Annotated in this window: 13 protein-coding genes; 5 read left to right on the top strand and 8 right to left on the bottom strand. The window is 67.9% G+C overall.

The genetic code is table 11. The features are described from left to right. The 6 genes from AB0L21_RS31005 to eccD all read right to left on the bottom strand — a co-directional run. Positions 1–1,464, bottom strand: a 1,464-nt coding sequence (locus AB0L21_RS31005) for an AAWKG family protein (RefSeq protein ID WP_365787783.1), incomplete at its 3' end; no start/stop codon positions are given. Positions 1,465–1,511: 47 nt separating this feature from the next. Next, positions 1,512–1,964 carry a type VII secretion system-associated protein gene (locus AB0L21_RS31010; protein ID WP_365787785.1) on the bottom strand — a complete coding sequence of 151 codons (453 nt, stop codon included), beginning with the start codon at positions 1,962–1,964 and terminating at the stop codon, positions 1,512–1,514. 190 nt (positions 1,965–2,154) lie between these two features. Beyond that, positions 2,155–2,475, bottom strand: coding sequence for a WXG100 family type VII secretion target (locus AB0L21_RS31015; RefSeq protein WP_365707514.1), 321 nt, complete (start codon positions 2,473–2,475; stop codon positions 2,155–2,157). Between the two features lie 133 nt (positions 2,476–2,608). After that, complete coding sequence (locus tag AB0L21_RS31020) at positions 2,609–2,905, bottom strand: hypothetical protein (RefSeq protein WP_365707512.1); 297 nt, start codon at positions 2,903–2,905, stop codon at positions 2,609–2,611. Between the two features lie 447 nt (positions 2,906–3,352). Next, on the bottom strand, positions 3,353–4,840 hold the full coding sequence (eccB, locus tag AB0L21_RS31025; RefSeq protein ID WP_365787787.1) for a type VII secretion protein EccB: 1,488 nt from the start codon (positions 4,838–4,840) through the stop codon (positions 3,353–3,355). Between the two features lie 14 nt (positions 4,841–4,854). Then, a complete protein-coding gene (gene eccD / locus AB0L21_RS31030) occupies positions 4,855–6,255 on the bottom strand; it encodes a type VII secretion integral membrane protein EccD (RefSeq protein WP_365787789.1) in 1,401 nt (466 codons plus the stop codon). A gap of 318 nt (positions 6,256–6,573) precedes the next feature. Between eccD and eccCa the strand changes: the two genes are divergently transcribed. Further along, entirely contained in the window at positions 6,574–10,518 is a 3,945-nt protein-coding gene (eccCa, locus tag AB0L21_RS31035) for a type VII secretion protein EccCa (RefSeq protein ID WP_365787800.1), read from the top strand. A gap of 257 nt (positions 10,519–10,775) precedes the next feature. On the opposite strand, the gene AB0L21_RS31040 is transcribed toward eccCa, so the two are convergent. Then, positions 10,776–11,969, bottom strand: a complete 1,194-nt coding sequence (locus tag AB0L21_RS31040) for a S8 family serine peptidase (RefSeq protein ID WP_365787791.1) — start codon at positions 11,967–11,969, stop codon at positions 10,776–10,778. A 207-nt stretch (positions 11,970–12,176) separates the two neighbouring features. On the opposite strand from AB0L21_RS31040, the gene AB0L21_RS31045 reads away from it, so the two are divergent. From AB0L21_RS31045 to AB0L21_RS31055, 3 genes are all read left to right on the top strand, one after another. Next, positions 12,177–15,509, top strand: a complete 3,333-nt coding sequence (locus AB0L21_RS31045) for a right-handed parallel beta-helix repeat-containing protein (RefSeq protein ID WP_365787793.1) — start codon at positions 12,177–12,179, stop codon at positions 15,507–15,509. After that, a complete protein-coding gene (locus AB0L21_RS31050) occupies positions 15,475–16,761 on the top strand; it encodes a sugar-binding domain-containing protein (protein ID WP_365787795.1) in 1,287 nt (428 codons plus the stop codon). The genes AB0L21_RS31045 and AB0L21_RS31050 overlap by 35 nt, the downstream gene beginning before the upstream one ends. A gap of 72 nt (positions 16,762–16,833) precedes the next feature. Further along, a complete protein-coding gene (locus AB0L21_RS31055; RefSeq protein WP_365787797.1) occupies positions 16,834–17,082 on the top strand; it encodes a hypothetical protein in 249 nt (82 codons plus the stop codon). Between the two features lie 754 nt (positions 17,083–17,836). Here AB0L21_RS31055 and AB0L21_RS31060 read toward each other — a convergent pair. After that, positions 17,837–18,556, bottom strand: a complete 720-nt coding sequence (locus AB0L21_RS31060) for a DUF4232 domain-containing protein (protein WP_365787798.1) — start codon at positions 18,554–18,556, stop codon at positions 17,837–17,839. A gap of 346 nt (positions 18,557–18,902) precedes the next feature. On the opposite strand from AB0L21_RS31060, the gene AB0L21_RS31065 reads away from it, so the two are divergent. Then, positions 18,903–19,608: RNA polymerase sigma factor (locus AB0L21_RS31065; RefSeq protein ID WP_365787802.1), on the top strand; the 706-nt coding region annotated here is incomplete at its 3' end.

The raw sequence follows: 19,608 nt of genomic DNA on the forward strand, positions 1-19,608 counted from the left end.
ACGCGCCAATTCCTGTTCGCGCTTCGCCTCCCGGCGGTCCTCCTCGTTCTGCCTACGGGCGTCCTCGCGGTCCTTTTCCGCCTGCTTGCGCGCCTCGTCGTTCTTCCTGATCTCCTCCTCGTTCTGCTTCCGGATGTCCTCGCGTTCCTTCTCCGACTTCTTGCGCTCGTTGTCCGCCTGCTCCTTGGTGGCGATCTCGCTGAGGGACTGCTTGTCGCGGTCGCTCAGTTTGCCGTCGAATGCCTTGACCACATCGCGCATCGCCTCGTTGATGCGCTCGATGGCCTGGGCGCCGGCCGTGCTCAGCCATTCCTGCGCACTGTGGTCCCAGCGGCGAACCGCTTCCTCACCGATGGCCTTCCAGGTGCTGAGGTCCGAGGGCGGGCCGTACTCCTTTCCCTCGATGGTGATCATCTGCCGGAAGCCTGCGGCAGCAACGGTGTGCATCCGCCCAATTCGCCCGCTACCGGTCTTGAGATCGACGTGGTCGTACTGGTTGTCGAACAGCTCCAGATGCGCCTGCTGCAAAAGGCCGTAGAGCCAGGCCTGGGGGGAGCTGTCGGCACGCCAGGCGAGCCAGGCCATGTAGAGGTTCTCCGCCTCCTGGCGGATCACGGACTGCGCGTAGGCCAGGGCACGGGCGGGCTTCGAGGAGAGCGCGTATCCGTCAAGGGACACGTCGACGGCATGACTCGAACCGCCGCGCAGTTGCTCTGTGTAGCCCTCGTAGTTTCTGACGAGTTTGTGGACCAGGTGCTTGAAGAGGCTGGCTCCGGTTCCGCTCCACTTGTCGCTCCCCTCGCCTATCTCCTTGCCGTCCCATTCCTTCATGCGCCGGGCGCCGTCCTCGAAGAACTTGACGGCCCGATCGAACGCCCTGCCCACTTCGGTGAAGGAGAGCAGGTCGACGTATGCGCTGTCGTCCACGCTCAGACCGCGGTCACTGAAGCCCCGTGACGTGTAGGGGGGGTAAGCGATCTTATTGAGTGCCGCGGCGGAGCCGTGAGCGTACTGGGCCAGGGGGCGGGTGTTCCACTTGATGTACTCGCCGTCTTTGTTGTAACGGCCCTTGTCCTTGAGGTACTCGCTGGTGTTCTCGTTGCCGCCAGGATTGTCATACCCGCTCGGTGGCTTTCGGTCGTCACCACCGATGGTGCCCAGGATGGTGATGTAGGCCCACCATCTGTCCAGTACGGTTCCGGGTTCGGGATCGGATGCCCAGCTTTTCGGGGCGTTGTAGAACGGTATGACGTAGTCAGTGTTGTCGTACCGCCATCCGCCGCCCGACACGAAACCGGGCTGGTAGTCGGATCCCTTGTGCGGCATGCGCACATGCATCAGCGGAATGCCATCGTTTCCCTTCAGGTCGTCGAACAGTGTCTTCCGGTCCGGCAGCACATAGCCGGTGAGCATGTCGACTGCCTTTTTCCAGTAATCGTCGTTGTTCATGCTCGGGTCGGGCATCACTGAACTCCGCTGCGTGAAGGGGACATGGCGGGCCTACGGCGCTGCTACTGCGGGGTCTTGCCGCCGCCAGTGCCGCTGATGTCACTGTCGACGTCGTCGAAGATGTCCAGAAAATCGTCTGCGGTGACCTGGTCGAGGCTTTTGCTCTGACTTTCGTTCAGCTTCTTGATGGTTTCCCAGAGCGCCTCTTCAAGGTCCGCGAACAGGATGTGGTGGTCCTTGAAGATTTCGCTGATCTGCCCTGCCGTATCCCGGACCTTTTTGTTCAGGTCGGCACCTCCGACGACATCGCCCTCGCCGGCCATGAGCCCGAGGATCAGTGGGCGAGTGGACATGATCGTGCTGGTGGTGACGTCACCGTTGGCGATGTTGTCCATGGAATGACCGCTCGGGTCGTCCTTCAGCATCTGGTCCAAAGCGGACCGGAACTCCTCGATGTGCTCCTTGATGAACGCTTTCAGCCATGTGCTGTCGAGGACCGTGGCTTTGGCTGCCATGGCAGTTCCTTTCTCCTGCATGGGCGGTAGCGGGTAGCCGGTCGCACATTGTGGACGGGAAACTGCGGAACGGAGACCGTTCCGCGTTCCGGCGATCAATACACGCTGCCGGCCCCGCCCGGCACGGCGGAGACCGGCAGCACTCCAGATCTGGGCTCGCTCTTGCGCAACAGGGGCGCGCCGGGAGCGGTCAGCGGCTTCCGATCCGGATGTCGCTCCACTTCTGCGCGAGGTTCTGCTCGGTGAACCGGTAGTTGTCGGAGATGTCGGTGAGGAGGGACGAATGGCTGGCCAGCAGGGCCTTGAGATTCTCCATGGCCTGGTCCCAGTTCGCCTGGACCTCGCTGTAGACCTGCCTGTCGTCACCAATCCAGGTGTTGCGCAGTTCGGCGAGCTCCATTTCAAGGTTCGCCATCGTACTCATGATCGCCTGGGTCTGGCTGACCATGTCATCCGCTGCGTTCTCGGTGTGACGGTAGTCGACGTAGATGTAGCCGTCGCTGAAATCCATGGCTGTCGTTCCTCAATTGACGGTGACTTGCCGGTTGAGGACAGCTGTCTGTGGGCGGGGCAGCTGTCGTGGCACGCGGTGGGGGCGACTTCGGACCGGTGAGGGGGACCGGTGGCCTCTTGCTCTTGTCCGGTCAGGCCGCTCCGGGGGTGAGCTGGTCGAACACGGAGTTGGATCGCGCGAACTCCGCATCGATCGTCTCGTTGGCCGAGCCCTGGGCCAGACCGTGCTCACGCAGCGTCTGGTTCAGCTCGTCGACCATACGGTCGAGGTTGCTCAGGATGGTGTCGACGTTCTGGTCCCACCGGTCGAGCAGGTTGCCGAAGGCGCCGCCGTCCGCGCCGCCGTAGCCGGAGCTGAGCCCCACCCTCGTGCTCTGCACGTCCTGCTTGCACTTGAGGACGCCGTTGTACGCCTGCTCAAGCGCCATGATTCCCTTGCGGGTCGCGCCTTCTTCTGATTGCTGCATGGGCATGCGCGTTCGCCTCTCAATGAAGGGTCGTCGTGTTTCACTGCCCGATGGCTCCATCGCCGCTCGCTTCTGGTTCGCACAGCACACCGGCGTCATTCATCCACGGGGGCGAATTCTCAGTTGGAGCCTTCCCGATACTAGACACGGCGCAGAGCGTCAGGCAACGCACCGCCATGCGGGAATTAACCGTCGAGAGGCACGCAATTGCTCAATCGAGCGGAATATAATGTGCCCGACCGCTCAATTGAGCATCGACATGGATTGCAGACGGACGGATCGGGCAAAACGCATGGCATGCGACCACTGTCAGCAGTTGAGCGGCCACTGAAAGCGAAGCTCAGTTCTTCATCAGATCGCGGCCCGATGCTTCGCAGACGAAGCGCGCCAGGTTTCCTGGGCGGGGGACTACTTACCGCTTCGGCACGGAGACGTGACGGTGTGTTCGCCCGTCGCCGCCGACTCGACGTCGAGGTCCGGTCCCGTCGGCAGCATCGCCAGCAAGGGAGCCGGCAGCGCCTGTGGGCGGGTCCCGGCGTATCCCAGGGCCTTGACCGCCTGCTGTGACGTCAGCCGGTATTTCACCCCGGAGTCGGTCACCAGGTACAGGGTGTTCCCCAAGACGTTCCCGCCGGCGCCCACCGCCTGAGTCAGAGCGCCCTTGCCGGGCCGCACGGTGATGGTGTCGACGTGCAGACAGGCGGGTTCCACCTCCTCGGAGGGCGGCTGAGCGGGCAAGCCGAAGGTCGCCTCCGGCAGCACCACCGTGCTGGTGCGCACGGTGTCGGCCGTGGCATCGGTCCTCGCGCAGGCCGCGGAACCGGCGGGCACATCCACGGCCTTCGGTGGGGCTTCCGGCAATGCTCCCGCGTCTGCCTGTCCCATGCGCGAGGCGGAGGACGGAGCCAGATGGCCGGTCAGGGCCTCGGGGCCCAGGCGGCTCACCACCGGTGCGGCACCTCCGTACGCAGTGGCGCGTGTCCGCGGGTCGCCGAGCACGAGCGCTGCGCCCGTGGCCGTCAACGGGACCAGCCCTTCCTTGGTGAGCAGGTGGTAGCGGGGAGCGTCTCCTGGCGCGACCACTTGGAAGACCTCCCCGATCCTGGTCCTGCGACCGCCCAGGTCGGGCCCCGGGCCGCCCCTGCCGCGCACCTTCGGAGGTGTCAGGTCCGGCCCAGCGGGCAGGGCGTTCAGGAAGGACGCGGAGACCGGGCGCGGCGTCACCGACCGGTAGCCGAGCGCCGCGACCGCACCCGCCTTGCCGTCCAGGCGCAGTCGCCTGCCCTGCCACACCAGGTAGAGGCTCTTGTCCGGGCCCTGGACCAGTACGGCCTTCGTGCCGGTGAGGTTCTGCGCCCCGTTCTCCCGGCTGGGATCCGGGCTGTCCACAACCAGTTCGGTGGTGGCGCTGAGTTCTCCCCTGTCGCCGGGTGCCAGGCTCGAGCACACCAGCCAGGGACCGCTGTTCAGGTCGTCGGCTCGCGGGAGGGCGTCGGGGGCGCCGGGGATGCCGACCGGCGAGCCGTGAGGTTCGCCCCGGAGGGAGGTGTCACCCACCGTGCTGATCTTCAGGTTGCCTTTTGCCAGCAGAAGGGCGGAGGCGTAGTTGCGCACGGGGCGCAGGCGGCCGTTCAGGTACAGGAAGCGGGTACCTGTCTCCTTGCTGACGACAAGGGCCCCGGAGGTGCGCCACGAGGTGTTGCCGCCGGGCTTGAGGAGTCCGAAGACGAAGGCGCCCGCGCACAGGAGCAAGGCGATGATCAAGCTCATGGCCACACCGCGGTTGGTCCGGCCCGAGGGGCTTTCCGGCGCGTCGGGTTCGGAGCGGAGCATGGCTGAGGCCAGACGCCCCATGACGAACAGGTGCGCCTGCACCTGATCGCGCTTCGACTGCATGTGCCAGCCTCCGATCAGCCGTTGAGGCCGCGCAGGGCGCCGTAGACGCCCATCGACCAGAGAGTGAGCGGCAGCATGGCCAGGGCGGCGGCGGAGTGCAGCACCTCGGCCACGCGTCCCCAGTACGGCACAAGTCGCCGTCCTGGCACCGTCCAGGAGGCGATGGCGATGGACGCCGTCAAGCCGAGCAGGCCCGCTGCCAGGAGCAGCCGGTTGCCGGGGCCGGAGCCGAGAGCGGCGACGAGCAGCAGCAGCGCGCCTCCCCAGGCTCCGGCGGCAGTGAGCGCAAGTCGCTGCCAGAGGTTGCCGATGCCGCGGCTGTGCAGGAGCAGCAGCAGCGAGAGCGCCATCATGGTGCAGACCTCGGGCAGCCCTGGACGCAAGGCCATGGCCGCCAGGCAGGACAGGCAGATCAGTCCGGCGCTCGCGTAGAAGGCCGTCATCCATCCGTCCGCGAGGATGGCGCGGCTTTCCACCTCGTTGGTGGGGTAGGGGTCGATGCCCTCCTGGAGTTGCTGGGCGTTGGTGGGCAGGGGCGGCATCCGCATCCCGGCGAGCCGGAAGGACAACGACGGCACGAAGCCGCCGAAGAGCACCGCGGCCAGCGCCACCATGCTCGCCGCCTGCTCGGGCCCCAGGCCCCCGGCAAGGATGAGCACGGCGCCGAGCGCCCCGCCCATGGCGATCACGGCGACACCCAGAAAAAGGGCCGCGTACAGGCCGACGGCAGCCAGAGCAAGTACCGCCCCGCCCGCGGCGGCCGCGGACGCCGCCAGCAGTCTGGCGCCGAACACGGCGTCGCCGTCCGGCCCGCTCAACGCACCACCGGGCAGCAGCCAGCCGGCCAGGGCGAAGTAGGGGGCGACCATGAGGCCGAGTGCCGCGCCGGCACCCGCGTCCCCCACGGCCCGGCTCGCCGAGGCCGCCCCCGCTACAAGCAGCAGGCCGGCCAGGCCCGCTGCCAGTGCCCCGAGGCGGGGCGGGGGACCCGGGACGGCGAGGACGACCAGGCCGAGCGCGAGTACGGCGACGCTCAGCCCCCGCAGAAGGCGACGGCCGGCCTCCGCGCTCCAGCCGTGCGGGCGCTGCCGCAGGACAGTGGATATGCCGTCGACCAGGTCATCGAGGTGCACTTCGGGCAGTGTGTCGGTACGCGCTCTGAGGAAGAGCACCTCACCGTCCCGCATTCCCAGGGAGTCCAAGGTACTCTCAGGATCGAGTGGCGGCCCGCCGAGCCGTTGGAGCACCCACCCTTCGTGCTCCAGTCCGGCCTCTTCCAGGTCGACTCCCCCGTAACTGATCAAAGTGGGCAACAGATCAGCGACGGGCACGTCGGCGGGTACTGCCAGGTCGATCGTCTTCGCGGGGGCGCGGACGGTAAGACGGCACAAGTTTGCCGTCTGTTTCTCAGTCATGCGCTTTTTCTGCTTCCTCGGAACCGCGTGCGCGGTGGCTGGAACAGGGGGCGTGTACGCCGATCGGCTCCATGATTTACGAGCCCGGATCGCGAACGAGTACGCAGCAGAGAGTTTTACGCTTCCGAGCAGTGATTGACAACCTCGGCCGAGAACTATTCTGCCGTCTTTTACGTGACGCTTCGAGCTGCGGTCACAAATCTCACCGCACGCACGCCACGAGATATTTTCGCGAGGAATTGTTCGGACCTCATCGAGGAGGCCAGTTCGTTGAGTGTGATCCTGTTCCGGCGGCCCGCGCGCCGGCACGGCCCGCAAATGCCGTCGGGGGAGGTCAGCCTCCAAGAGCCGCCCACGCTCCCGGAGGTCGTCCCCGACAGCTCCGCTGTGTGGACCTATCTGCCCATGGCGCTGATGTCGGTGTCCATGATGATGATGTTCATGCGCCCCGGCATGACCGGGTCGAGCGGTGGAATCATGTACATCGCCATCGGCATGATGGTGCTGGCATCCGCCGGCATGATGCTGGGTCAGGTCATGCGCCGCAACGGCGAACGCAAACAGCGGCTCAAGGGTGAGCGCCGTGACTATCTGCGGTATCTGGCGCAGACCCGGCGCCAAGTGCGGTCCGCCGTCGCCGAGCAGCAAAAGGCGCTGTCCTGGCGGCACCCCGCACCGGAGGCACTGAGCAGCTTGGTGCGCAGCACCCGGCTGTGGGAACGCCGCCCCTCGGACGAGGACTTCGGTGAGGCGCGGCTCGGCGTCGGCGACCAGCGGCTTGCCATGACACTGACTCCGCTCTCAACGAAGCCCGTGGAGGACCTGGAGCCGTTGTCCGCGCATGCGCTGCGGAGTTTCATCCGGGCGTACTCCAGCGTTCCGGGGCAGCCGATCGCGATCTACCTCAAAGCGTGGTCGAAGGTTCTCTTCCGTGGAGACGAGGAGCAGATCCGCTCAGTGGCCCGTGCGCTACTGGCCCAGCTCGCCGTGTTCCACTCCCCCGACGACCTGTGGATAGCGCTGTGCGTCTCCGACGAACAGCGACCGGCGTGGGAGTGGGCCAAGTGGCTGCCACACAGCCTTCACCGGCACGAACAGGACGGTGCCGGGCCGACGCGTCTGATCACATCGGCGTTCGGAGAGTTGGAGAACCTCCTGGGAGCCGAGTTCCAGGAGCGTCCGGCGTGCGACCCGGAGGCCATTCCCGGCCGCGAGGAACCCTTCGTGGTCGTCGTCGTGGACGGCTGTGCCGTCCCCGCCGGTCACCGCCTTGACGGGCTGGGCTTCCGCAATGCGGTTGTCCTCGACCTCACGGGGGCCCTGTCGTGGAAGCCTGGCCGCACCACGCTGCGACTGGAGGTCGGGGAAGGCCGCCTGTCGCTGGTGCGCACCGACCGTGACCGCAAGGAGGAGACGACCCTGCTGGGCGTGCCCGACCGGCTGGGTCCGGTCGGCTCCGAGGCCGTCGCCCGCCTGGTCGCCCCCTACCGGATGGGGACGGGCGGCGAGGTCGGAGAACCCTTCTCCAGCGATGTGCAGTTGACGACTCTGTTGGGCATCTCGGACCTCTCCCGGCATGAACCGTCCTCACTCTGGCAGCGGTTCACCGGCAGCGGTCGGCTTCGTGTCCCCATCGCGGTGAGCGGCGACGGTGCCCCGGTCGAGCTGGACATCAAGGAGTCGGCCCAGGGCGGAACCGGGCCGCACGGCATGCTGATCGGGGCCACCGGTTCCGGCAAGAGCGAGCTGCTGCGCACCCTCGTCCTGGCCCTGGCACTGACCCATTCCTCAGAGACGCTCAACTTCGTCCTCGTCGACTTCAAGGGCGGGGCGACCTTCCTGGGATTGGAGGAACTTCCGCACACTTCGGCCGTCATCACCAACCTGGCCGACGAGGTGGCGCTGGTCTCGCGCATGCAAGACGCCTTGCACGGCGAACTGATGCGCCGTCAGGAACTGCTGCGCTCCGCCGGCAACTACACCTCGGCCCTTGAATACGAGAAGGCCCGGCAGGCAGGAACACCGCTGCAGCCCCTTCCCAGTCTGTTCGTGGTCGTGGACGAGTTCAGTGAACTGCTCGCCGCTCACCGGGACTTCATGGACCTGTTCGTGATGATCGGGCGGCTGGGCCGCAGCCTCGGAGTGCATCTGCTCCTGGCCTCGCAGCGCCTGGACGAGGGCCGCATCCACCAGCTCGAGAGCCATCTGTCCTACCGGATCGGTCTGCGTACTTTCTCGGCGATGGAGAGCCGCGGCGTGCTCGGGGTGCCGGACGCCTACGAGCTCCCCGCCCAGCCCGGTAGCGGCTTCCTCAAGAGTGGGGTCGACGCGCTCACCCGCTTCCGTGCCGCCTATGTCTCGGGTCCGTACGAGAAGCGGCGCAGCGCTCTGGTGCAGGCCCAGGTCGCCAGCCAGGTGGTGCCGTGGACGTCTGCCTGGGTCGTGCCGCGGACCGCCGCCGATCCCCACTCGGACCAGGACGAGAGTCAGGCCGTCCCCGAACCGGAGAGCGAAGACGACGAGAGCGGCGAGACTCTGCTTTCGGTGGCCGTCGAGCGGCTGCGGGATTCCGGTCCGCCGGCGCACCAGGTCTGGCTGCCACCGCTCGACCTTTCTCCCACGCTCGATCAACTGCTGCCGCCGCTCGCGCCCGACCCGCGTTTCGGACTGACCACGGTCGGCTGGCCGTCACGGGGACGACTCACCGTGCCGGTGGGCATCGTGGACCGGCCGTTCGACCAGCTCCGCGACCTGCTGACGGTGGACCTGTCCAGCTCAGGCGGACACGTGGCCATCGCGGGCGGCCCGCAGAGCGGTAAAAGTACGCTGCTGCGCACCCTGATCACCGCCCTTGCCCTCACGCATACCCCCCGCGAAGTGCAGTTCTACTGCCTGGACTTCGGCGGCGGAGCCTTGGCGGGACTGAGTGACCTGCCGCACATGGGCGGCGTGGCCGTACGCGTCGACTCCGAGCGGGTGGGGCGGACGGTCGCCGAGGTGAACGCGGTCCTCAGCGGCCGTGAGCGGTTCTTCCTGGAACACGGCATCGACTCCATGGCCACCTACCGCAAGCGCCGGGCGGAAGGGGAGTTCCCCGACGAGCCGCACGGCGACGTCTTCCTCGTGATCGACGGCTGGTCCACGGTTCGTCAGGACTTCGACACACACATTCCGACGTTCAACGCGCTCGCGGCGCGAGGCCTCAACTACGGCGTCCACCTGATCGTGACCACGGCTCGGTGGGTGGAGCTGTCGGCATCCGTCCGTGACCAGGCCGGCACCCGCCTCGAACTGCGCATGGGCGAGGCGATGGACTCACACATCGATTCCCGCAAGGCCGCTTCCGTGCCGCGTAGCCCCGGCCGGGGGCTGACCGCCGAGAAGCTGCACTACCTCGCGGCACTGCCGCGCATCGACGGAGTGGAGGAATCCGAGGACCTGGCGGATGGCGTCGCCGATCTGGTCGCAGCGGTCCGCGAGAGCTGGCAGGGCCCCAGCGCGCCCGCGGTGCGGATGCTGCCCAGCCGGGTCGAGGTCGGCCAACTGCCCGCCTCCGAGGGCGATCTGAAGGTCGCGATCGGCGTGGAGGAGACCGAGCTGGCGCCCGTGTGGCACGACTTCGCGGAGAACCCGCACATGATCGTCGTAGGCGACTCGGAGAGCGGCAAGACCAATCTGCTGAAGGTGATTGCCAGGGGGATCACGGATCGCTACACCCCGGCGGAGGCGCGCATCCTCACCGTCGACTACCGCCGGCAACTGGTGGAGGCCATTCCCGAGGAGTACCAGCTCGGAAACGCCGTATCACTGGACGTCCTCAAGGAGTTGGTCGACGGCGCGGCGCGCGCGGTCAAGATCCGGGTGCCCGGTCCGGACATCAGCCCGTCGCGGATGAAGCAGTGCGACTGGTGGACCGGACCGCGGCTGTTCATCCTGGTCGACGACTACGACATGGTGGGCTCCGGCCCGATGGCGCAGCCGTTCATGCCGCTTCTGGACCATCTGGCGCTCGGCTACGAGGTGGGTCTGCACATGGTCGTGGCGCGCGCCTCGGCCGGTGCCGGGCGCGGTCTGAACGAGTCGTTGCTGCGGCGGTTGCAGGAGGTCAACACGCCTGCCTTGCTGATGTCCTGCCCGCCCTCCGAAGGCTACCTGTTCGGCAACGTCAAGGGCCGCACGTTGATTCCGGGACGGGCGTTGCGAATCGCCCGCCGCAAGAGCATGCAGGTGCAGACGGCGATCATGGAGGACGGCGCCCCATGAGGACGCTCGGCAAGCCCGGCCGGCCGGCCGGGAGGCAGCCGCTCGCGGCTTCCCTCCCGGTCTTCCGGCTGTGCCCGGGTGCGTACACGGGGCTGGATCCACGGCAGTCAATGGTCACCCCGCAGAGACACCGGAGGCGTCCTTCCGCCCCACCTGCCGAAAGCCCCGGGGCGCCCAGTACTCGAGGTGTCGACCGGCGCCCCGTGGACACCCCCCGGGCGTCGTTCCCCGAGGGGGAAACGACGCCTTCGGTCGGCCTAGCGCTCCGGCGGCAGCCAGCCTCTGGAGCGGCCTCGCGGGATCACCACGCCGGCGGCGCCGACCAACAGCACCACGGCCAGGCATACCCCGGCTATACCGAAACCCCAAGCGCGGGGTCCGCTGTCGGCAGACGCCGCCATGCGGGCCGCCGGGGGCTTTGCTGCCTCCAGGCCGCCGCGGCCGTGTGCTGCCGGCAGTACGGTGGACATGGCCGCGTACGGATCCAGCCGGGGCGTGTCCGAGGGGTAGGACGCCTCGGTCAGCTGACGGCTGGTCTGCTCGGCGCTCATCTCGGGGTGATGTGCACGCACCAGGGCAGCGGCGCCGGCCGCACAGGCGGCGGCCAGCGAGGCGCCGGAGCCGATGTAGTGCCCGGTGCCCCGCGGGCCGACGCTGACCATGCTGCCGCCGGGCGCCTCGATGTCCGGCTGGTAAGCGGGTGGTGCCTTCTGCTGCCGTGCGCCGTCCGGTCCGAAATCCACGACCGACAGCACCCCGGGCAGAGCCGCGGGCCAGTACGGACCGCGCGGCGGCTCGCCATCAGGGCCCAGTTCCTCACGCGGCACCGCATCCGGGGCCGCCGGAGCGATCACCAGGGCGTCCTTGCCGGCGGCGTAATCAACGGCCGAAGCCAGCTCCGCCCGCCCCGAGCGCAGAGCCGCGCCGACGTAGATCACGCCGGCTCCGCCCTCAGCGGCGTCACGAATGCCCTGGGCGACGCGCTGAGCACTGGGCGCGCCACGGTCGTCGGTGCCGCTGACGGCAAGTACGCGGGCCTGCGGGGCGAGCCCGACCAGCCCGCTTCCCTTCTGGGGTGCGGCCGCGATGAGTCCCGCCACGAAACTGCCGTGCCCGGGGCAGTCCGCGTCGGCACCACCGAGGGCGGTGACCCGGCCGGAGAGCGCGGGAATCCCGGATCCGACGCCGGTGTCGACCACAGCCACGGTCACCCCTTCCCCGAGAGAAAGCTGGTGCGCCCTGGCGAGGCCGAGTGCCTGACCCGACCAGGGAGCCGCAGTCGCGGTCTTCGCCGACGCCTGGGTGCAGGGCTGTCCCTCCCCCAAGCGCACGGGCAGCGGCGGCAGAGTGATGGCTTCCTGGTCGGCGAGGGCCGGAACGGACAGGACGGGGAGGACGGCGACGCAAGCCGTGACGACGGCAAGCAGTCGAAGGGTCAAGCGACTTGGCATGTCGCGCACTATAAGCCGCCCTTCGGCGGTGATGCGGGTGCGAGCGCTCTGTCACGGCGGCTCACCGATGGCTTCTTCGCTGGTAGGACATGAAATGACGAATGATGAAAAAGGCGGCGGACCTTCGGACCGGCGGTCCGCCTCGCCGCATGCTCCGGCGCACCGCGGCGGCGGATCGCGTCACAACATCGAGGAGGTACGAGGCGCGTGACACGACAGTTGCTCATCGTCGGGCCGGATCGGTCGGACGGATTCCAGACGATCAGTGAGGCACTGGTCCAGGCGCGCACCGGAGCAGTGATCCGGGTCAGGCCCGGACGCTATGCCGAGAACCTGGTCATCAGGAAACGGGTCACCATCGTCGCGGACGGTGAGCGCGGGAGCGTCGAGATCTGCCCGCGCCGCGAGGGCGCGGTCACCCTTCTCGCGGACGCTGTCATGCTGACCGACCTGGTGCTGCGCGGCCACGACAAGGAAGTTCCGGTCGTGGATGTACCGATGGGACAGCTGGCACTGGACGGATGCACGGTGACCGGCTCGGGGTGGACGGCGGTACTGATGCGCTCGTCGGGCTCACTGGCCGCCCGCGGGTGCCGTATCACCAATCCGGGCGGGGCGGGCGTCGTGGACACATCGCAGGCCGAGAGCTTCATCGAGAACTGCGAGTTCGAGAACCTCGGTACCTCCGCCGTGGTGATCGGCGAACAGGCCCGGCCCACGGTACGAAGCTGCCGGGTGCGCGGGGCGCGGGGCAACGGCATCCTGGCCAACGGCGAGTCCGCGGGCACGGTCGAGGACTGCGACATCTCAGGCACGGACAAGCCCGCCATCGCCCTGGAGGGACACAGCGCCACCCGCGTTCTGCGTACCACCGTCCACGACGCGAGCGTGGGCTTGCTCGTCACCAGCGTCTCGCGCCCGGAACTCGACGGCTGTGAGTTCGCGTCGGTGACGGGCAATGGCATCGTGATCTCCGGCGGCGCGGATCCGCTGCTGCGCCGGTGCCGTACCCGCAAGACGAAAGGCAGCGGGCTGCTCGTGCTTGATCGCTCCCGCGGCACGGTGGAGGAGTGTGAGTTCACCGGCTCGACCGAGCCCGCGCTCCGGGTCGTCGAGGGCAGCTCCCCCACCCTGGTCGACACGGTGGTCCGCGACTGCCGTGACGCGTCAGGGGCGGTGGTGCTCGCTGACGACTGTGTGCCGGAGATCGACCGGCTGCGTGTCGAGGCCGCGGCAGGGGTGGGGATCTCCATCCGTTCCCACGCAAGCCCGCTGCTTCGGCGCACGGTCGTCAGCGGATCCGGCGGGCACGGCGTCGAGGTGGCGGCGGACGGCCGGGGCCGTCTGGAGCACTGTGAGATCGAGTCGGCGGGAGGAGACGCCGTGCACATCGCCGAGGACGGGAAGCTTGAGGCCTCCGACACCGAGATGCGCTCCGCCGGCAAAGCGGGCGTGCTGATCGCAGAGCACGGCATGGGGACGCTGCGCGACTGTGTGGTAGAGGCGAGCAGTGAGTCGGGTGTGACGGTCCGAAGCCGCGGCGAGGTCACCCTTGAGCGCGTCAGGGTGAAGGGCGCCAAGGCACACGGGGTTCAGGTGATGGACGGAGGGCGGGCCACGCTGTCCGGTTGCGAGGTCATCAGCAGCATCGGTGATGGGATCAGGGTCGACAGCGGGGACGGAGTAGCGCTGACCGGCTGCGTGGTACGCGACAACCAGGGAGCCGGACTCAGGCAGGGCCGGCCTGGAGACGGGCTGTCGGTCACGGCCCTCAACAGCGTGGACAACGGCGTCGAGGACGCCTGGGGTCAGAACGCCGCCGCTGCGCCGGACCTCGTCAGCGGTGGGGACAACGCCCAGGACGGGCCGGACGGTCCGCTCGCCGAGTTGGAGTCCCTGATCGGTCTGGAGAACGTCAAACATCAGGTCCGGACCCTGGTGAACCTCAACCAGCTCGCTCAGCGAAGGATCAGGCTCGGGATGCCCGTAGCGTCGATGAGCCGCCACCTGATCTTCGCCGGGCCGCCTGGCACCGGCAAGACGACGGTCGCCCGTCTCTACGGGAAGATCCTCGCCTCCCTCGGCGTCCTGCGCACCGGGCACCTCGTCGAGGTGGCGCGCGCCGATCTGGTGGCCCAGTTCATCGGTGGGACGGCGATCAAGACGACGGAGGCACTCAACAGCGCCCTCGGCGGCGTGCTCTTCATCGACGAGGCGTACACGCTGACCCCCGACGGCGCCGCCTCCAACGACTTCGGCCGTGAGGCCGTGGACACCCTGCTCAAGCTGATGGAGGACCACCGTGACGACGTCGTCGTGATCGCTGCCGGCTACTCGGAGCAGATGGAGTCCTTCCTCTCCGCCAATCCCGGCCTGGCATCGCGCTTCACCCGGACCATCGAGTTCGCCAACTACTCGGTTGAGGAGCTGGTGACCATCACCGAGAGCATGTGCGCCGCCCACGAGTACGAACTTGATCCGCTGACGCGCGAAGCGCTCGCCCTGCACTTCGAGGGGATGACGAGAGACGCGACGTTCGGCAACGGCCGTGCTGCACGAGGGGTCTTCGAAGAGATGATCGACCGGCAGTCGTTCCGGCTCGCCGCTATGCCCGACCCCAGTGAGAGCGACCTGTCGCTGCTGCTCCCCGAGGACGTCGGCGAGGCCGTGGCCGCGAGTGTGCGAGGGGCGGGGCAGGAGACACCGCACACCGACAGTCCTCTGGCCAGACTGGAGGCCATGGTGGGCCTCGGCTCCGTCAAGCGAGAGGTGACCGACCTGGTCAACCTGCTGTCCAACGCCCGGCAGCGGGCCGCCGCCGGACTGCCCAGCCCCAAGATCAGCAACCACCTCGCGTTCACCGGGCCACCAGGCACCGGTAAGACCACCGTGGCACGGCTCTACGCCGAGCTACTGCACTCCCTGGGCGTGCTGCGTCGTCCCCAACTGGTTGAGGTCGCCCGCGCCGACCTGGTGGGGCAGTACGTAGGCCAGACGGCGCAGCTGACGAAGGACGTCTTCAGCAGTGCGATGGGCGGTGTGCTGTTCATCGACGAGGCGTACACCCTCACACCCGAGGGTTCCTCCAACGACTTCGGCCGTGAGGCCGTGGACACCCTGCTCAAGCTGATGGAGGACCACCGTGACGACACCGTGGTGATCGTGGCGGGCTACACGGAGGAGATGCAGCGCTTCCTCGACTCCAACCCGGGCCTGGCCTCTCGGTTCTCCCGCTTCGTGGAGTTCGAGGATTACAGCACCGAGGAACTCGTGTCCATCATCAACGGCCATGCGATCGCCTCCGGGTACGAGTGTGCTCCCCAGACGCTCACGTCTCTGCACACGTACATCGAACGGCTGCCGCGTGACCGCTCCTTCGGCAATGCGCGGCTCGCCCGCAAGCTCCTGGAGGGCATGATGACCCGTCAGGCGGGACGGTTGAGTGTCGTGGCCGCTCCGACCGTGGAAGACCTCAAGCTGCTGCTGCCCGAGGATCTGCCGTTCGATGTCGCTGGCGTGCACCGGCAGAAAGTCCGGTGAACCGCGGCGCGGTTGCTGCGTTGGACTCCATGAGGACCTCGCAAGGAAGTCATCTCGTGCGCCACTGAAGAGGTTAGTCATGGTTGGACCAGACTCGAGCAGCTCACCACTTCCGCTGCCACCGACCGAGGCGCTGCTCGCCGCCTCCGTCGCCCGACGGTTCTATCTGAAGAACCAGTCCAAGGTGGAGATATCCAAAGAGCTCGACATGAGTCGGTTCAAGGTTGCCCGCCTGCTGGAGACGGCCGTGGCTCATGGCATCGTCGAGTTCAACATCACCGTGCCGGCCGAGATCGACATCGAGATGTCCACGGAGCTGCGCCGCCGGTTCGGGCTTCGGCACGCAATCGTGATCGAGGCTACGGCCGACCTCCCGCAGGGCCCGGATCCGGTCACCGACTGGCTGGCTCCGACCGCGGCCCAGCTCATCGCGAAGATGACGGAGCCGGGCGACGTGCTCGGCCTGGGGTGGGGCCGCGCCGTGAGTTCTGTAGCCGAAGCATTCACCAAGCTGCCGCACTGCAACGTCGTCCAGTTGACGGGGGTCGACCCGCTGGGTGGCGTCACCGTCGACTCCGTCGAGGCGGTCCGCAGGGCGGCGGCCGTCTCCGGCGGCAAGGGTTACCCCATTTACGCGCCGATGGTCCTGCCCAACAAGCTCACCGCCGACATCCTCCGGTGCCAGCCCAGCATCGCCGAATCCCTTGAACAGTTCGACCGGGTCACCAAGGCGGTCATGCCCATCGGCGCCTGGGAGAGCACGCTCTCCACGGTGTACGACAGCCTGACCGCGGACGAACGGGAGCAGTGCCGAAGGCTCGGTGTCGTCGCCGAGATGGGGGCTGTTCTGTTCGACAAGGACGGCAGGACGATCTCCACCGAACTCGACGACCGTGTCATCGCCGTAGGAAGTGACCAGCTCGGCCGCATCCCCGAAGTGATCGGCATCGACGGAGGCATTCAGAAGGCCGAGGCCATCGGCGCCGTCCTCAGGTCCGGCCTGCTGACGAGCATCGTCACGGACACTTCGGCGGCGTTCCACATCCTGGGTGACTCGCCCGGAGAGCCTTCCGCAGAACGGGACATCGACATGCCGCTGCCCACAAAGACGGCGCAGCTCGCCCAGGACACTTCTCATCCAGGGCTCGCGGAGCCTGCCGACCTCGGTGACGCGACGAGCCGAAGGCGGCTGAACGAGTTGTGGAGCCAGGGCGGCGACCGGGAAACAGGTCCAAGCCGACAGGTCGGTTGATCCGTAAGCACAACCGCAGGCCAGAGCCGTGGTCAGAGCAAGGAATCGCCCTTACAACCGGAAGGGAACAACATGTCCCAGGAGCCAGACATCATCATCGGGCATCATCCTGAGTTCGGTGTTGCGGCTGTCAGTCGGCGGCCTGACTCGCAGCTTGAGCAAGCGCTTCTCGCCCAGGGTTTCCGGCGCCTGCCGGACAGATGGGCCTACTCCCTCGACGGCACCGACCGCGGTTCCATCGAAGACGTCCGATCTGCAGTTGCTCAACTTCGGAAGCAAGGCTTCAACGTAACGGCAGATCGCATGTACGAAGGAGGATGAAGGCGGCGAGGCCCCGGCTTTCGACCTGCCGTCTTCTCCTCGCCGTCGCAGCGGCACAAGGCAGCCGGAAGCCGGCGGTCGGCCCGCGCGGTGGGACCGGACTCACTGGCCGGTGTCCGCCCTGATGACATCAGTGTGGTCACCGGTTTCCCACCGGTATGGACGGGGACCGCGCCGCGAGGTGGTGACCAGCGCAGCCAGCGGGAACCCAGCGGCCCCAGCAGCGCGGGGAGCGTCAGCGGTCCCGTCCCGGCGCACGAGCGCGTGGGCGGCGATGGCGATCACCGACGAAAGGGTGCCGGCTTGGTGCTCAAGGACATCGTGGCCCGAGTGAGGCGCCCAGCCGCCGTACCGCGGAGCGGGAGGTTCACATCGTGACGCTGCTGACACGAAACGCGCCATACGCGGGGCGTCTGGTCTGTGAGGGCGAGGCGCTGAGCATGCCGGTGCTCAGTGATGTCAGGAGCGCGACCCAAGCGCGGTGAGGGCGTGCACATCGTCCCCGGACGTCACCGGGGCTGTCTCCGCGATGCCCTCGGCCCATGCCACAGGCGCGCGTTGATCACTTGGTGGTGTGCCTCTGAGAGGCTTCCTCAGGCTCGCAGGTCGGCTCCCGCCGGCACCGGGTGAAGGCGACGGCACCAACATCCCTCGGTGCGGGGAGACGGCCTGCGGCCACGTGGTCGTACGGCGCGGGGCGGGCGCTGGCGGCCCCGCCCTTCGCCAACCATCGGTGAGGGTCTTTTTTGGCCGTTCAGCCGGCGGGAACAGCGTCCGCCGGGTTCGTGTGCCAGTTCGTCACCACGGGCTTGTCGACCAGAGTGTTCCCGATCGGCAGCGAGACGGGGTGGGGGTCGCCGTCGCTGACCGACACGATGACCGTGCCGTACTCCGTGCCGTAGTCGTTGTTCGTGGTCTTCGGGTTGACACCGGCGTAGACCGTCTTGCCACCGCTCAGGGTGATCTCCGGACCCGGCGACTGCTCCGCGGGGTGGGCCTGCGTACCCCCGGAGCCGAAAGCGACCACCGGCAGCCCCGCCGGCAGCACACAGGTGATACCGGGCTTGGCGCTGACACTGATCTGGATGTAACCGCCGGCCTGCGTCATCGACTTGGCCGACCATCGCAGGTCGTTGGACCCGCAGCCCTGGCCGTACCCGGTCTTGTCGGCGGCACCGCTGTCCTTGGAGACCCGGCCCGAGCCCGTGCCACCGGCAGTGCTGCCGGTGGTGCCACCGCTGCGGGAGGCGCCCGCCGTGGTCCCGCTCGTCCGGCTCTCCTGGCCGCCCGAACCGCCGGCCTCGCCGGCGCTGGGCGCCGGCGCGGGAGAGGACGTTGCCGTTGCCGCCGAACCGGCGACCGTCTTCGCCGAGGTGGTGCCGGTGGCACTGGGATCCCCCTGGCAGGCCGTCATCAGCAGCCCTGCGCCGAGCGCGGCCGAAACAGCGAACGCGGTACGGAAGCGGTGGTTCATGAGATGTCTCCTCAGTCGGCGAGCGCGTGACCGCGCCCTAGTGATCGCCTCTTCGATCAGCACGACGGGAGCTTCCACGGATCAGTTCGACGCGGTGGCAGCTTGGGCACGGCCCTGAGACACGCCTGTGACAGAACCCCTCGGATCGTCGGGGCGGCTGAGGTTTCTCCTCCGGGACTGCCCGGTTCACCCGTGATGCAGGTGGCCGCCTACTGTGCATCCACCGCACCTGATAGGCGCCCCCGTCATTGGCGACGGCGAACGGTGGACGCGGCAACCCGGCATGTGAGGCACGTCACTGGAAGTCGGACCGCGGGACAGACAGCTCATAGAGGTGAGCATTGAAATGCGTGCCCGACTACGGGCTGGGGAGCCGGCCGCGTTCGCCGAGTTGTTCGACAGTCATGCCCGCGGCGTGTACAACCACGCCTTCCGTCTGACCGCCGACTGGTCGACGGCCGAGGACGTCATGGCCACCACCTTCATGGAGGCCTGGCGGCTACGCGACAGGATCGATGCCGAAGGCGACTCGCTGCGGCCATGGCTGCTCGGCATCGCCACCAACACCGCACGCAACCAGATTCGCAGCAACCGGCGATATCGCCGAGCAGCGGTGGCCACTGCGGCTGCCGAACTGCCCATCCCCGACCACGCCGACGAGGTCACGACCCAGATCGACGACCAGCGCAAGCTGGCGGCGGCTCTCCGGGCTCTCGGCGCGTTGCGCAGGCCGGAGCGCGAGGTCGTCGCGCTCTGCCTGGGGGAAGGGCTCGACTACGAGGCGGCGGCGAAAGCGCTCGGGATCCCCGTGGGAACGGTCGCCTCCCGGCTGTCACGGGCCCGCAAGAAACTGCGCACTCTCACGGAAGTCGAGCTCGAACAGCACGGCAATGCCGCGATGGACGGCTCGCGCGTGAAGGGTGAACCCGTTCGGTATGCGGCGCAGACAAGAAGTACCGGGGGATCCGAAAAAGTTCGGCGCAAACGGGAAGCCGGGGTGGCCGGCCGACAGATACCAGGTGACCGCGTCAACACCGCCCGGCCCGCACAGG

This window comes from Streptomyces sp. NPDC052721, assembly GCF_040678315.1.
Classification (GTDB): Bacteria; Actinomycetota; Actinomycetes; order Streptomycetales; family Streptomycetaceae; genus Streptomyces.

Coding starts and splice junctions, on each gene's coding strand:
- AB0L21_RS31010 (WP_365787785.1), bottom strand. CDS start 1,964: ATGGCAGCCAAAGCCACGGTCCTCGACAGCACATGGCTGAAAGCGTTC.
- AB0L21_RS31015 (WP_365707514.1), bottom strand. CDS start 2,475: ATGGATTTCAGCGACGGCTACATCTACGTCGACTACCGTCACACCGAG.
- AB0L21_RS31020 (WP_365707512.1), bottom strand. CDS start 2,905: ATGGCGCTTGAGCAGGCGTACAACGGCGTCCTCAAGTGCAAGCAGGAC.
- eccB (WP_365787787.1), bottom strand. CDS start 4,840: ATGCAGTCGAAGCGCGATCAGGTGCAGGCGCACCTGTTCGTCATGGGG.
- eccD (WP_365787789.1), bottom strand. CDS start 6,255: ATGACTGAGAAACAGACGGCAAACTTGTGCCGTCTTACCGTCCGCGCC.
- eccCa (WP_365787800.1), top strand. CDS start 6,574: ATGCCGTCGGGGGAGGTCAGCCTCCAAGAGCCGCCCACGCTCCCGGAG.
- AB0L21_RS31040 (WP_365787791.1), bottom strand. CDS start 11,969: ATGCCAAGTCGCTTGACCCTTCGACTGCTTGCCGTCGTCACGGCTTGC.
- AB0L21_RS31050 (WP_365787795.1), top strand. CDS start 15,475: ATGTCGCTGGCGTGCACCGGCAGAAAGTCCGGTGAACCGCGGCGCGGT.
- AB0L21_RS31055 (WP_365787797.1), top strand. CDS start 16,834: ATGTCCCAGGAGCCAGACATCATCATCGGGCATCATCCTGAGTTCGGT.
- AB0L21_RS31060 (WP_365787798.1), bottom strand. CDS start 18,556: ATGAACCACCGCTTCCGTACCGCGTTCGCTGTTTCGGCCGCGCTCGGC.